General features: G+C 72.4%; 13 protein-coding genes. 6 read left to right on the plus strand and 7 right to left on the minus strand.

Going from position 1 to position 14,125, the window contains the following annotated elements:
- Positions 1-10: 10 nt before the first annotated feature.
- Positions 11-181 carry a hypothetical protein gene (locus ABT296_RS28710; RefSeq protein ID WP_351931572.1) on the minus strand — a complete coding sequence of 57 codons (171 nt, stop codon included), beginning with the start codon at positions 179-181 and terminating at the stop codon, positions 11-13.
- A gap of 112 nt (positions 182-293) precedes the next feature.
- Complete coding sequence (locus ABT296_RS28715) at positions 294-1,040, minus strand: hypothetical protein (RefSeq protein ID WP_351931573.1); 747 nt, start codon at positions 1,038-1,040, stop codon at positions 294-296.
- 303 nt (positions 1,041-1,343) lie between these two features.
- Here ABT296_RS28715 and ABT296_RS28720 point away from each other — a divergent pair, with 303 nt between their 5' ends.
- The gene (locus ABT296_RS28720) at positions 1,344-1,673 is read left to right on the plus strand and encodes a hypothetical protein (RefSeq protein ID WP_351931574.1); all 330 of its coding nucleotides are present in this window, start codon (positions 1,344-1,346) and stop codon (positions 1,671-1,673) included.
- 44 nt (positions 1,674-1,717) lie between these two features.
- On the opposite strand, the gene ABT296_RS28725 is transcribed toward ABT296_RS28720, so the two are convergent.
- Entirely contained in the window at positions 1,718-2,278 is a 561-nt protein-coding gene (locus ABT296_RS28725; protein WP_351931575.1) for a TetR family transcriptional regulator, read from the minus strand.
- Between the two features lie 55 nt (positions 2,279-2,333).
- On the opposite strand from ABT296_RS28725, the gene ABT296_RS28730 reads away from it, so the two are divergent.
- The 3 genes from ABT296_RS28730 (at position 2,334) to ABT296_RS28740 (ending at position 5,769) form a co-directional block, all read left to right on the plus strand.
- The gene (locus ABT296_RS28730) at positions 2,334-2,981 is read left to right on the plus strand and encodes a DUF2867 domain-containing protein (protein WP_351931576.1); all 648 of its coding nucleotides are present in this window, start codon (positions 2,334-2,336) and stop codon (positions 2,979-2,981) included.
- Positions 2,982-3,193: 212 nt separating this feature from the next.
- Positions 3,194-5,179 carry a SpoIIE family protein phosphatase gene (locus tag ABT296_RS28735; RefSeq protein ID WP_351931577.1) on the plus strand — a complete coding sequence of 662 codons (1,986 nt, stop codon included), beginning with the start codon at positions 3,194-3,196 and terminating at the stop codon, positions 5,177-5,179.
- Between the two features lie 167 nt (positions 5,180-5,346).
- Entirely contained in the window at positions 5,347-5,769 is a 423-nt protein-coding gene (locus ABT296_RS28740) for a GNAT family N-acetyltransferase (protein WP_351931578.1), read from the plus strand.
- A gap of 44 nt (positions 5,770-5,813) precedes the next feature.
- Here ABT296_RS28740 and ABT296_RS28745 read toward each other — a convergent pair whose 3' ends face one another.
- Both ABT296_RS28745 and ABT296_RS28750 read right to left on the minus strand, forming a co-directional pair.
- Complete coding sequence (locus tag ABT296_RS28745; RefSeq protein WP_351931579.1) at positions 5,814-6,632, minus strand: transferase; 819 nt, start codon at positions 6,630-6,632, stop codon at positions 5,814-5,816.
- The gene (locus tag ABT296_RS28750) at positions 6,629-7,900 is read right to left on the minus strand and encodes a glycosyltransferase family 4 protein (protein WP_351931580.1); all 1,272 of its coding nucleotides are present in this window, start codon (positions 7,898-7,900) and stop codon (positions 6,629-6,631) included. Before ABT296_RS28750 ends, ABT296_RS28745 begins: the two co-directional genes overlap by 4 nt.
- Before the next feature lie 246 nt (positions 7,901-8,146).
- On the opposite strand from ABT296_RS28750, the gene ABT296_RS28755 reads away from it, so the two are divergent.
- Positions 8,147-8,917 carry a polysaccharide deacetylase family protein gene (locus ABT296_RS28755; RefSeq protein WP_351931581.1) on the plus strand — a complete coding sequence of 257 codons (771 nt, stop codon included), beginning with the start codon at positions 8,147-8,149 and terminating at the stop codon, positions 8,915-8,917.
- Between the two features lie 99 nt (positions 8,918-9,016).
- Here the strand turns inward: ABT296_RS28755 and ABT296_RS28760 are convergent, their stop codons facing one another.
- Positions 9,017-11,146 carry a SpoIIE family protein phosphatase gene (locus ABT296_RS28760; protein ID WP_351931582.1) on the minus strand — a complete coding sequence of 710 codons (2,130 nt, stop codon included), beginning with the start codon at positions 11,144-11,146 and terminating at the stop codon, positions 9,017-9,019.
- Between the two features lie 359 nt (positions 11,147-11,505).
- On the opposite strand from ABT296_RS28760, the gene ABT296_RS28765 reads away from it, so the two are divergent.
- The gene (locus tag ABT296_RS28765; RefSeq protein ID WP_351931583.1) at positions 11,506-12,705 is read left to right on the plus strand and encodes an oxygenase MpaB family protein; all 1,200 of its coding nucleotides are present in this window, start codon (positions 11,506-11,508) and stop codon (positions 12,703-12,705) included.
- 34 nt (positions 12,706-12,739) lie between these two features.
- On the opposite strand, the gene ABT296_RS28770 is transcribed toward ABT296_RS28765, so the two are convergent.
- Positions 12,740-13,966: a TetR/AcrR family transcriptional regulator gene (locus tag ABT296_RS28770; RefSeq protein WP_502977350.1), complete on the minus strand. Its 1,227-nt coding sequence runs from the start codon at positions 13,964-13,966 to the stop codon at positions 12,740-12,742.
- Positions 13,967-14,125 lie beyond the last annotated feature (159 nt).

Here is a 14,125-nt window from a genome sequence, read left to right on the forward strand (position 1 = left end):
CAGGCCGCGGTCAGCCGGGTGTCGGTGGGCCGTGCCGGCCCAGGGAGCGGTCGGCCGCGCAGACGAGGAGGAAGACCGCGGCCACCGCGACAAGGACAGCCGCCAGGTCGTGCGGGCCGGCACGGGTCGCCCCGGCGTGGAAGACGACGACGCTGAACGCCGGCCCGAGCAGCACGCCCATGTACAGGGCAGTGTGCAGCAGTCCGGCCGACGCTCCTGGGCGGGTCGGGTCACCTCGCGCGTACAGGGCGCTGCACCAGACGCTCGGCTGAGCCGACAGGCTTCGAAGCCGCTCACACCTCGGAGGTGTTCGGCTCCAGGGACACCGCGACCAGCCGGTCGCTGGGTTCGCCCGCGGAGCCGGCGCCCGCCGCCTCGGCCCGGTAGGCGCTGATCGCGGGGTCGGCGAGGGTGAGGGTGAGCACCGGGCAGTCGAAGGCGTCGTTGGTCTGCTCGGGCGAGCATCTGTTGATGCTGACCAGACTCTGGCCGGGGCACACGGCCCCGGCAGGCAGCGGGATGTCCAGGTACAGCTCCTCGCCGGGGTCGATCCGGAGGCTGCCGGTCTCGGGGATTCTCGCGGGCCTGCTCGGGTATCCGCCGTCCACGACGGTCGCGGTCAGCCCTCGGGCCGAAGCGCGGCGCCCCTCACCGTGCGGTCCGAAGACGTCCACGGTGATCCGGTGTGCGGCCGGCGGTGCGGAGAGGACGAGTGGCCGGTCGCCGGTACGGATCGCCGCGTGGACGGTGAAGCTCGGCTCGCCCTTCTCTTTCGGCCCCGGGTCGAAGTAGCCCCAACCGGTCAGCACCAGCTGCGGGTCCGTGCCCCGCTCACCCTCGCCCCGAGGGGCCGGGCGGGGGCCGTCGTCCAGCCCGCACTTCGAGAGCGTGGCCGTGCCCCCGCCGGGGAGCGCGCTGTCCCTCACCCGCTCCGCGGAGGCGACGGGCGGTTCGGGCGTTCCCTCGCAGTACGCCAGCAGCAGCACGCCGACCACGGGCAGGGCGAGGACCGACCAGGAACGCAGCGATACGCGGAACACTCAGCCACTCCCCCGCACCGGACCGAGCCGACCAGGACCACAGGCCGACCACGACCGGCGACTTCCCTCGTGGACGCGGCAGTCGGCCCCTGTACCCGACTCGACCGACCGCGACACCAACGCCACCGTGCTCATGCCTCTCCCAGCGCATCCAGCAGCAAGAACATCACCCGCCGCCAGATCAACGACCGAGAATCGGGGGCCGGCAAGCATCGTGATCATTGCGATGCCCAACCGAGCCGGCACCGCGGCCCGCTCGTGCGACGGTGGCCAGACCTCTCCCTACCGATGTCGGAGCACGTCGTGTCCGCTCTGCCGTTCCTCGCCCCCTGGCTGGTGCCGGCCTCCCTGCTCTGGTCGGTGCTGCCGTTGCTCCGGCTCCGACAGCGGCGCGCGGGCATCGTCATCGCCCTCTCCCACCTCGCCGGAACCATGCTGATCACGCAGCCCTGGAGCACGAACTGGTACTGGGAAACGGGGTGGTGGATGCTCCTCGTCCTCGGGCAGGGCACTCTGGTCGCACTGGGACGACTGGTCTTCGAGCTCAGCCCGCTCGGCGCCCGTCGCCGCAGCATGACGTCCCGGCCCTCGGACGGGCACCCGTTGACCGCCCGGCCCCGGCCGGGGACCTGAGACCTCCACAGGCCGGCCCGGACCTGGTGGACACGGCCCGCGCCTCACGGCCCCAGCAGTCGCTCCCTGACCGCCGCCAGGACCTCGGAGCGCCTGCGGGGGCCGTTGTCGGCCGCGATGAGGTGGTCGCCGATGCGCAGGGAGAAGGTGATCAGGCAGCGGGCCTCGACGTCGTCCTCGTCGGGACAGAAGACGCCGTAGAGCTCGCGCAGGTAGTCCATGCGCCGGTTGTCGGCCCGGCGCAGGCGGCGGGCGACTCCTTCGTCGCGCCGGGCCCAGTCGCGGATCGCGAGTTCCACGCCGGCGCCGGTCACGGGCGTGTCGGTGGACCCGACGAAGTCGAAGAGGCGTCCCAGGCGCTCGCGGGCGTCGCCTCCGTCGCGTTCGATCCGCTCGATGACGTCCTCGGTGACCCCGCGTTCCCAGGTGTCGAGCATTTCCTCCAGCAGGGCGGCGCGGTTGCGGAAGTAGCCGTAGAAGCCGCCCTTGCTGACGCCGAGGGACTGGGCGAGCACCTCGACCCGGATGGCCTCGGGGCCGCCGGCGGCGAGGGCCCTCAGCCCTTCCTCGATCCACTTGTCCCGCGGGGTGCGGATCGCGCCCATGCCGTGGCTCCTCTCACTCGCCGGGGCAAGTATACGGAGCCGTACAGATGGGTCTATGCTCGATCTATACGGCACCGTATATAGGGGGTTCGTCGTGAGTGATCTGCGCCTTCCCGCAACCGAGCACACCTCCCGCCCCTGGCGGATCCATGAGGTCGCCGGCGACTTCCGGCTGGAGGACGTGTGGCTGCTGCCGACGCCCGGGGGTCCGGACGACCTGGAGCATCTCGTCCGGCAGATGGCAGACGGCAAGGGGGGCCCGGACGGGGGAAACCTCGTGGGCCGCTTCCTCTTCGCCACGCGGTGGAAGCTGGGCGCGCTCCTCGGCTGGGACAAGGAGAACTCCGGCGTCGGCGGACGGGTCGCCTCCCTGCGTGACAGGCTGCCGGACGATCTGCGGACGGGACCGCGCGGGCCGGACGTCAGTGCGGCGCCCTTCACCTCCGTCTTCCAGACCCGCGACGAGTGGGCGGCCGAGTACGCCAACAAGACCATGCACGGTGTGATGCACATCGGCTGGGTTCCCGACGGCGACGGCGGCTACCGCGGCCAGATGGCCGTACTGGTCAAGCCCAACGGCCGCTTCGGCTCCCTGTACATGATGGGCATCAAGCCCTTCCGGTACCTGGGCGTGTACCCGGCCCTGATGCGCTCGATCGGCCGGGAGTGGCGAGAGAACTCCGCGCGCCGAGCGGCCCACTGACGACGCACCGCGTCCGCAGCGCCCGGGGCGCGAACCTCCCGTCCCGTATGCCGGCCCGGCACGGTACGGGTGCCGGGCCGGCACCCCCGGTCCGCGTGCCGACAGGCCGGGGCGTCCCGGCCTGGGGATGATGGCCGGGTGACAGGGCGAACATCCACCACGCTTGCGGGCACCGGACGGACCGACGGCACGGTACGAACGCCCGATCCGGCATGACCGGCGGGCCGGACGTGGACCCGCGCCTGTTCGACGGGACCCTCGCGGCGGTGGCCGTCCTCACCGGGGCCGACAGCCGGATGACCTACGCCAACCAGGCGTTCACCAGGCTCTTCGGCCCCCGGCCGCTGGGCCGTCCGGCCCCGGAGACCTTCCCCGACCCCGACGCGTACCGCTTCCTGTCCGTCCTCGCCGAGGTCCGCGCCACCGGACAGGCCCGCCAGGTGGTCGGCGCGCGCCGCACCGATCCCGGAGCCGAGCAGCAGGCCGACCACTTCGTCTACAGCTGCAGCCCCGTCACCACCGCCGAGGGCCCCGGCGTCCTGGTCGTGGCGATGGACACCACGCCCGAGACCTGGACCCTCCAGCGGTACCGGGCCCTGATCTCCGCCGTGTCGCAGATGGTGTGGGTCATGCACCCCGACGGCCGTATGGAGGAGCTCGTTCCCGGCTGGGAGCGGCTCACCGGTGTTCCCTGGCACCCCAGGGCCGACGAGGAGTGGTACGCGCACATCCATCCGCGCGACCGCGACAACCTGAGCCGGATGTGGCGGGCAGCCGCGGACACCGCCGCGCCCACTGTCTTCGAGGCCGTCTTCCGCGTCCGGGCTGCCGACGGCTCGTACCGGCACCTGTCGACCCGCTCCGTGCCCGTCCTGCGTGACGGGAAGATCACCGAGTGGGTCTCCGCCACCGCGGATGTCGAGCACTCGTGGGAGCTGCGGCTGCGCGAGCGGCTGCTCGCCCAGGTCGCGGCGGTGTCCGGAGGCGGTCTGCAGGGGGCGTTCGGCGAGCTGGTGAAGGTCGTCGTGCCGGACCTCACCGACGCCTGTCTGATCCTGCTGCTCTCGCACGACGAGTGGCCGCTGCCCGAGAACGCCACGGTCTCGGCCCGGCGCGTCGCCTCGGCCACGCGGCCCGGGCTCCCCGCCCCGCCCGCCATGCGCGGTCAGAGCGTGCCGCTGTCACCGATGGTGCGGGAGATCCTGGAGCAGCGGGTACCGCGCACCTTCGTCCTGCCGCCCGACGGCCCGGTCCCACCGGGACTCGTCCCGGCCGTCACGGAGCGATGGCTGGCGGCGGCGGACTCCACCAGCATCACCCTGATCCCGCTCGTCGTCGACGACACCGTCCTCGGCTACGCCGTCACCGGCACCAGCGGCGACTCGCCCCTGCCGGACGACTCCGAGATCGAGCTGCTGCGGGAGGTCCTGCATCACGCCCAGCGGCCCATCCGCAAGGCCCTTGACCTCCAGCAGGCCCGGCGTACCGCTCTCGGCCTCCAGCGCACCCACCTCACCGAGCCGCCCCGCGTACCGGGCGCGGATCTCGCCGCGCGCTACCAGCCGGCCAGTTCGACCGGCGAGATCGGCGGCGACTGGTACGACGCCTTCGCCCTGCCCGACGGCACGCTGGTGCTCGACATCGGCGACGTGGCCGGACACGACCTGACCGCCGCCACCGCGATGGGCCAGATGCGCAGCATGCTCCGCACCCTCGCCTACGCGGGCGGCCCCGACACCACCCCCGGCACCGTGCTGGCCCGCCTCGACGAGGTCGCCGAGGGTCTCGGTACGGCCCCGCTCGCCACCGCCATCCACGCGACGCTGAGGCCCCGGACCGACGGGGACTGGGAGTTGTCCTGGTCCAGCGCCGGCCATCCCGCGCCGCTGCTCGTCCCCACGTGCGGCGACGCCCGCTTCCTGCCCGGCGCACCGGACCTGCCGCTCTGCGTCGACCCCGGCCTCCCCCGCACCACCCACACCCGCCTCCTGGGGCCGGGCGACACCCTGCTCCTCTACACCGACGGCCTGGTGGAAACCCCTTTCGAGGACCTCGACGTCCGGATGCGGCAGCTCGCGTCGGAAGCCACCCGCTGCCGGGATCGGTCGCTGCCCGAGCTGCTCAGGGCCCTCGAATGCCTGTCGGACCTGCGCGACGACATCGCGATGATCGCCTTCCGGACGGATGCGGTGGTCTGAGGGCCCGCATCGTGCCGACCACCACCACGTCGGGGTACCCGGTGTCGCGACGGGCGTCGAGGCGGGACACTGACCGCAGCCGCCGAGCAGAGGAGCAGGCCATCACCGAGGACAACGCACCAGCGGAAGCTGCCGAGTCGAGCGGACCCTACGAGGTGCGCGTGGGCGTGCCCTCCGTCGAGGTCTACCGCCGGCTGCGCACCGACGCCGGTCTGTCGGACAAGGATCCGGAGGCTGTGGCGCTCGCCCTGCCCAACACCTGGCACGGCGTGGTCCTCAGCCACGCGGGGCGGCCCGTCGGCATGGGGCGGGTGATCGGTGACGGCGGTACCGCGTTCCAGATCGTCGACATCTGTGTGCATCCCGCGCACCAGGGGCGCGGCCTCGGCGGGCGCATCATGGCCGCCCTCACCGGGGAACTGGAGCGCCGGGCGCCGGCCACCGCGTACGTCTCGCTGATCGCCGACGGCCCCGCCCGCTTCCTGTACGAGAAGTACGGCTTCACCGACACCGCCGCGCACGACTCGGTCGGCATGTACCGCGTCATGGGTCCGAAGTCCGGGTCCGGCGGGTCATCCGCCGAGGCATAGGCGGGCGCCGGTCGTACCGTCGGCATCGACGGGGACGGCTGCGGTCACGCCGTGGCCGTCACCTCCACGGAGAGGTCGTTGTCGACCGTGTAGTAGGGGCGCACGGCGGCATCGCCGACCGTGACGGTGGGGTACACGAAGATCTCCTTGCGGTCCGCCACGTCGTCGAAGAGGCGGCCGATGCGGATGTACGGGGCCTTCTCGTCGGGTCGGGGGCGAAGGCTCACGTCCCACACCTGGCCGGTGGCGGTCAGCTCCTCGAAGGGCACGGTGAAGGAGAAGCGGCCGTCGCTCCCGATGTGCGGTTCCACGGTCCGTACGGCGCCTTCGGGGCCCCGCGCGCGCAGGCGTACGACGGCGCCGGCGGCCAGGGTGGCGCCGTGCAGTCGTGCCGTGACCGTCATCGACCGGTCCGTCACGTCGATGCCGGCGGCCTCGGCATGGGCGGTGCGCAGCCAGGTGCGGATCGCGAGGAAGCCGTCCTTGGTGGTGTACGGAACCCGTACGGCCACCGGCGACGGCCAGGTGCGGGTGTCCCCGTCGACCAGGGCGCGCAGGTCCCGCAGGCCGGGGCGCAGACGTTGGCGGGGCGCTCCCGGCTCGGGGAGCAGGTAGAGGTCCCAGCGTCCCTCGGTGAGCGTGGGCTGCGGCTCCAGGACGGCTCGTCCGCCGTCGTCGACGGTTTCGAGGGGCAGGACGATTCGGGTTTCCTCGGGGTTGTTCTTCTTGGGCCGCAGGCACAGCAGGAGTTGGGGCTCCGGTGCCTGAAGTGCGGGGAGGCGGAAGGTGATTCGGCCGTCGGCCGCGGCGGTGCAGTGGGCGCGGACCTGGGTGTTGTCGATCGTGACCGGTTCTCGGTTCACCGCTGTCCGTGTCCTTTTCGTATGGCGCGCAGGGCGGTTCCGGCGGCGGCGTGGGCGGCGTCCCGGGCGGCGAAGCCGCGGCTGACCAGGGTGTGGTGCAGCCCTTCGCGCCCCGGTGGGGCGGGTTGTCCGCCTCGTCTCGCCGATACGGCTTGGTCGATGAGGAGTTCGGCCTGTTCCACGACGGGGGCCGGTGCGAAGCGGCGGGCGTTCTCCATGGCGGCGCGGCCCATGTCGCGGCGCCGCTCGTCGTCGCCGACGAGTTCCAACAGCGCGTCGCCGAACGCCGCGTGGTCTCCGACCGGTACCAGTCGGCCGTCGATCCCGTCCTTGATGATCTCGCCGGGGCCGTAGGGGCAGTCGGTGCTGACCACGGGCAGTCCGCAGCGCATCGCCTCGACGATGGTCATGCCGAAGGGTTCGAAGTTGGAGGCGGCCGCGCCGATCGAGCCCTTGACCCACTCCGCCTCCATCGGGGCGGCGGCGCCCATCAGGAAGACGTTGTCGTTCAGGTCCAGGCTCTGGACGAGGTGGCGCAGCCGGTCGTGTTCCTCGCCCTTTCCGTAGATCCGCAACTGCCAGTCGGGGTGTGTGGCGGCCACTCGGGCGAAGGCCTCGATGAGCAGGTCGTAACGTTTCACCGGGACCAGCCGGCCGGCCGCGATCACCACTTTGGCCCGGCCGTCCGCAGCGGGCAGCACCGGGTCGGGAACGCTGTTGGGGAGTGCCTCGACCCGTACGCCGGGCAGGTGCATCTTGCGCCGGTAGGCGGCGGCGTCCGCCTCGGTGACCGTGGTGAGCACGTCGAGCCGCGGGTAGGCGCGGCGCAGTGCGGTGCGCAGTGCCGGGGAGTGGTTGTCGAGGGTGAGGTGCTCCTGTCCGATGCGGGCGACGTGGCTCGGGGCCTGGAGCGCCAGGTGCACGTTGAGCCCGGGGCGGGTGCCGATCACCACGTCGGCGTCGGTGGCCTGGAGGCATTCACCGATCCGCTGGTCGGTCAGTTCGCTGTACTGCTGGTGACGGTACTCGGCGGCCGGGAACACCCGCGCCGGTCTCGTGTGAAGTGGGTGATCCTTCTCGTCGCGCAGGTCGACCAGCGGGCGGAGGCGAACCTTCGGGTCCAGGGCGAAGTTCGGGCGTTCCCGGTGGCGCAGGGCCGAGATGATCTCGACCTCGTGCCGGGTGGCCAGTGCCTGGGCCAGGTTGAAGGTCGTGGTGATCGTGCCTCCGATGCCGTAGGCGTTGTGCAGGAGGAAAGAGATCTTCATGGTGGCCTAGACCTCGACAACCCCCTTCGCGTTGCCCACCGTTATCTCTTTGTTCTCTTGTTCGAGCGACAAGGGACGGGCCGGGCGGCCCGGTTCGGTGATCTCCCGCGCCCGGTTGTCCGGGGACTCCCACGGAATTGTCCGTGATCAGTAACGGACGGATCCGCCGGCCCGCCTCCCTCGTCCTGCCAGTTGGCTGCGGGACGGCCGACGGCTGGTGGGTAGGTACGAGAGAGCGGGGCGGACATGGCACGGCACGGCAGCAGGCGGGGCTGGCACGGCAGGATCGCCGCGGCGGCGCTCGGGGTGACATTGCTCGCCGGCGGCGCCTCGGTGTGGACCGCGCAGGCGCGTTCCGTGGACAGCGGCTCTTCGCCGCAGGAGGCCGCGTCCCCCGCGGCGGGCCCGGAGGCGGTCGACAAGTCCATCGCGCACGCCTCGGACAAGGGGGCGCGCGGCGTCAACATCACCATCGACGACGGCCCCGACCCGGTGTGGACGCCGCAGATGCTCGACCTGCTGGACGAGTACGGGGTGAAGGCCACCTTCTGCATGGTCGGAACGCAGGCGCAGGCGCACCCGGACCTCGTGAAGAGGGTCGTCGCGGCCGGGCACCGGCTGTGCGACCACTCGGTGTCCCACGACACCACCATGGACAACAAGTCGCAGTCCTATCAGTCGAAGCAGATCCTCGACGCCGAGCGGATGATCATCGAGGCGTCGGGGGGTGTGCGGCCGATGTACTACCGGGCGCCGGGCGGCGCCTTCACTCCCTACAGCCGTTCCGTGGCCGCCTCCCGGGGCATGCGCCCGCTGGGCTGGAACGTGGACACCAAGGACTTCGAGCAGCCGGGCGCCGATGCGATCGTCGCCACCGTCCAGCGGGAGCTGCCCAACGGGCCGACACTGCTCTTCCACGACGCGGGCGGCGACCGCTCCCAGACCGTGGAGGCCCTGCGCCGGATCCTGCCCATGCTCAAGGAGCAGGGCTACTCCTTCGGGTTCCCGGTGCGCTGACCCCGCGCCCCGGGGGCCCCGGCACGCCTTGGCCGAGGGCGGCGGTGGGGCACCCCGGCGTCGGCGTCCGGCACCGTGGCGCCGGCCTCCGCCGCCGGTTCACGGCGGCCGTGCCGGAGGCGTTTCGTGGCGGAGTACGAGCAGGGCGATGTCGTCGGTGCGTGGCCCTCGCCTGTCGGCCCTTCCCAGCAGATGGTCGATGAGGGGGGCCAGTCTCCGCTCGTCGGTGCCGGCGAGGTGGTGTGCGAGCCCTTCGATGGAGTCCTGGAGGTCGGCGCCGGGTACTTCGACGAGCCCGTCGGTGTACAGGACGAGCAGGGTCCCCTCGCTCAGCGGCACCTCGGTCACGGGGAAGTCGGCGCCGGGGTCGATGCCCAGGGGCGGTCCGGGTTCCACGGCCACGGGCCGGGTGCGGCCGTCGGGCAGGCGCAGCAGGGGTGGTGGGTGGCCGGCGCTGGCGAAGGTCGCGCGGGCGCGGGCGAAGTCGAGGTGGGCGTAGAGGCAGGTGGTGAACAGCTCGGGCGCGAGGTCGGTGAGCAGCCGGTTGGTGCGGTGCAGGACCTGGCCGGGTGGTGTGCCGAGGGTCGCGTGGGCGTGGACGGCGGTGCGCACCTGGCCCATCAGTGCCGCGGCGGCGGCGTTGTGCCCCTGGACGTCACCGATGACGGCGCCCGCGGCGGTGTCGCCGAGCCGGATCAGGTCGTAGAAGTCCCCGCCGATCTCCATGCCGCGGGTGGCCGGCAGATAGCGGGCGGCGACCCGGAGTCCGGCGATCTCGGGCAGGCTGCGCGGGAGCAGGGCCTGCTGGAGGCTGTGGGCGAGTTCGTGTTTGGTGTCGTACAGGCGGGCGCGGTCGAAGGCCTGGGCGACGAGTCCGGCGAGCGAGGTCAGGACGGCGCGTTCCTCGGCCGGGAACTCGTGCGGGGTGTCGTAGGACAGGATGCAGACGCCGACCGCTCTGCCGGTGATGATCAGCGGCAGGAACGCCCAGGCCTTCTTCCCGCTGACCTGCGGCGCCTCGGGGTAGGTGCGGCGCATGTCCTCGGGGGTGGCGAAGAACGCGGGGATTCCGCTGGACAGCGCCTGCCCGGCCGGGGTGAAGGAGGTGTCGACGGAGAGGCCGTCGAGGCGTCTGATGGTGTCGGCCGGGTAGCCGCGGTGACCGGTGATCCGCAGGCGGCCGGCGCTCGCGGTGGACAGGACCAGGCCCTGCGCTCCGAAGGCGGGCATGATCTGGTCGGCGACCAGGTCCACGACGTCCTGCACTCCGACGACCTCGGTGAGCGCGGCGGCCAGGTGCATGAGCTGGTACAGCCGGCCGGCCCGCGCCGGTGTGGCCGTACCGGTCGGCCGGCTGGGCGCGGGTGAGGGCAGGGTGTGCTCGCGGCTGGGGACGATACGGGCGCTGATGCCGCTCGCGTCCGGGTACAGGTGGAAGTCCAGCCAGTGGTCCGGCGGGCGGCGCGCGGTGAAGGAGACGGGCTCGCGGCTGATGACGGCGGCCCGGTAGCGGTCCTCGTAGGTGGGGTCGTCGAGCCAGCGCAGCGACTGCCAGGGCCGGGTGCCCAACAGCCGCCCGGCGTCACATCCCAGCAGGTCGGAAGCGCCCTCGCTGACGTAGGTGAACCGGCCGTCCAGGTCCACGGCGCAGCTTCCCCCGGGCAGGCGCTCGACGAAGTCGGCGACGGCCGTGTGCACCGCCGAGCCGATGCCGCTCGCCGGTGCGACGACGCGCGGCTGTTCCCGCCGTGCGCCGGCACCGCCGTGCCCGGCCGCCTCCTCCAGCAGCCGGGCCAGCCGCCGGCAGCTGGCGGTGATGTTGCCCCGCTCCCGCCGGGTCATGTGCGGGGGTCGCGTGGCCGGCCACATCAGCAGCAGGGAGCCCCACTGCCGTACCCCGCTGACCGGCGCGGCGACCAGGGCCAGCGGGTACGGGAGCACGATCGCGGTGCGCGGGTAGGAGCGGGCCATCTCCTCCTGGTCCCCCACCCACACCGTGCGGTTCTCGCGGACGGCGTCGGCGACGGGGGCCGGTGCGGCGAGCGGAACCCTGCGCCAGGGTTCGGCGAACTCGGCCGGCGCTCCGCAGAGCACGTCCAGACACAGCAGCTCGCCGTCCGGCGCGAGCAGGTACAGGGCGCCGATGGACGCGCCGGTCGCGCTGACGGTCTGCGCGAACGCGGCATCCAGCGCGTCGGTGTCCGCGTCCTGGTCAGCCGTACCGGTCATGCCATCCGCTCTCCTCGGCGCGCCGTCCGGGACTGCCGCACCCACCCGTGCCTGCCCCTATCAGGACGCTACGCCCACGGGAGCGGGTCGGCATGTGATCCACGGGCGCCGGAGCGGGCACCGCCCGGAGCAGGCACTGTCCGGAGCGGGCGCGTGAAGGACGCCCCGAACGAGGGCGGCGGGTCGTGAGCTGTTTGTGGCGGGGCCCTGTCAGGACCATTGCCCACAGCGACGCACGTCGCTATGTTAATCCGAAATCACATCTGTGCGACCAGATGCATCATGCAGCTGTCCGTACAGATGCTTGGTCTGCCAAGGAATCTGGAACCCCCTCGCCCATCAGGGAAGCAGGTAAGTCAATGGAAAACCTCAGCAGGCGCAAGGCCCTGTCACTCGGCGTCGCCCTCGGTCTCGTCGGCGCGGCGAGCCCCGTGTCGGCGTGGGCGTCGACGGGCTCGGCCGCCGCGGCCGCCGCGGGGCCCGGACCGGAGTGGATCTGGGACGACGCGGCGGACCCGCTGATGGTCTCGATGATCAAGGGCGGTCACGTTCCCGCGATCAACTCCGCGTGGGCATCCTGGGTGAACAACAACGACCCGCTGCCCACCGGACTGCCGGCCGAGTTCACCGCCTACCTGCGCCAGGTCAACCGGCTGCCCTCCTGGGCGGACCCCGCCAAGCTCAAGCGCGCCGCCGACTTCAACCGGCGCAAGGACACCTACCTGTTCATGCTCTACGGCCTCGGCAGCGGCATCATGAGCACCGTGATCCCCCGCGAGGCCAAGAGCGTCTACTGGTCCGCGGGCGGCGCCGACATGCAGGACCGGGCGGCCAAGACGTTCACGTTCGGCTACGACCTGGCCGAACTGGGGGCCTTCGAGCCGACGGGGCAGTTCGTCGTCACCGCCAACAAGACACGCGTGGTGCACGCCGCGGTACGGCACCTGCTGCCCCAGTCGCCGCACTGGCGGGCCGTCGCCGACGAGACCATCCCGATCAGCGCCGCCGACATCCTGGTCACCTTCCACAGCCTGGGCACCTACGTCTACCGCAAGCTGGTCGACTGGAAGGTCCCCTTCCCGGCCGCGGACCAGGAGGCGTTCCTGCACTCCTGGCAGGTCGCGATCTCCCTGCTCGGCGTCCCGGACCAGCACATCCCCAAGACGTGGGCCGAGGCCGAGGCCCAGTCGGCGCGGGTGCTCACCCCGATCCTCTCCCCGTCCAAGGAGGGCATCGCCCTGGCCGAGGAACTGCTCGGCCTGACCGCGCAGATCGACCTCGGTGTCACCCGCGGCTTCCTCAACGAGTTCGTCCGCTACGTCCTCAGCAACGAGGTCGGCGACTGGCTGGGGCTGAAGCGCGACTACGCGGCAGCCGCCCTGGTGCGGACCGTGTGGCCGGCGTTCATCCTGTTCCGCGAGGGCCTGTCGCCCGTCATGCCCAGCAGCTTCTACGTGTTCGACCAGTTCGTCCGCGCCCTGGCCATGCTCTTCCTCAACAAGGGATCCTCCGGGCAGACCACGCCCATCACGATCCCCACCGGGAACAGGGCGGCCTGACGGGCCGGGGCCGGGCGGCGGACTCCCCCGCCGCTCACAGACCCAGCGCGGCCATCACCAGAGCGGTGACGGCTGCACGATGTTCCGGGCTGTCCCGCCAGCGCAGCCCGCGTCCCGCCTCGACGACCACGCCGAACCCCGCGTGCACCAGCACCCGGGCCTGGCGCGGGTCCAGTTCGGGGCGGGCCAGCCTCAACTGCTGCTGCCACAGGGCGATGTGTTCGCGCTGGGCGAGGAGCAGGGGCCGGCGCAGATCGGGCGGCAGGCCGGGGAGTTCGGCCTCGGCGACGCTGTTCAGTGCGGTGTGCTCGAAGCCGTAGGCGACATACGTGGCGGTCAGCACGGCGATGGCCTCGTGCGGGTCGGTCACGCCGTGCAGGTTCTGCTCCACCCCCTGCGAGAGCAGACCCGCCGCCTGGAGGCACGCCGCCGCCAGGATGTCGATCCTGCCCGGGTAGTGGCGGTACAGCGCGGACGGCGTCAGCCCGACGGCCTGCGCGATCCGCCCGTTGGTGACGTTGGCGAAGCCCTCGCGGGCGAACAGGGGCACGGCGGCCGCGAGGATCTCCGTACGGCGTGTACGCGGTACCGGCCGGGCCGGCAGGGCGACCGGGCGAGCGCCCGGCCGGGCCGCGGCCGGATCAGTGGCGGCCACGCGCAGGGCCGCCGTCAACAGCAGCCGTTCCGCCCGGCGTTGGGCTATCGCGGTGCGGTGCATCGTGATCGACCCGATCGTGCCGAGGGCCGCCACGGCCCGCAGTCGCCCGTCCGGCAGCGGCTGTTCGCGCCGCACCGCCTCATCGACCCGCTCGACGAGACGGGAGTACTTCGACCCGAGGCCCCGCCGGTCCTCGTCGTCGAGGTAGCGGGCCTCCCAGCGGTACACGCCGCCCGACGCGCGATGGGCGATGGTGACCCGGACGACCGCGGCGAGCACATCCGCCAGGGGCGCCTCGGCCGGCACCTCGTCCAGTGCGGCCACCAGTCCGTCCACCATGACGTGCGCGCACTCGGCGAACAGGGCGTACTTGTTCGGGAAGTGCCGGTACAGGGCCGCGGCGGTGATCCCCACGCCGGCGGCGACCTCCTCCATGGACGCCTTGTGGTAGCCGCGCTCGCTGAAGACCCTCCCGGCCGCTTCGAGGATGAGCTGTCTGCGGTTGCGCGGCCGGGTGGCCACGGCCGGAGCGCTGTTCGCGGCGCTGTGCGCGGGCGGACCGGTGTTCGGGGCCGGGCGGGCGGACGGTGAGGCGGCAGCCATGCCGAGCAGTCAATCACACCTCGTCAGGGGCCCTCACCGGCTCCGTGCGAACCGGCGGGGCACGCCGTCCGGAGCGATTCGACCGCCCCTTGCGGTCAGGGGGAAGACGATCGCCGCGGCTCCTGCGGGGCTTGCGCGCGCCCCGCCGCAGGTCCAGGG

Source organism: Streptomyces sp. NPDC000983, assembly GCF_040299205.1.
Lineage (GTDB): Bacteria > Actinomycetota > Actinomycetes > Streptomycetales > Streptomycetaceae > Streptomyces.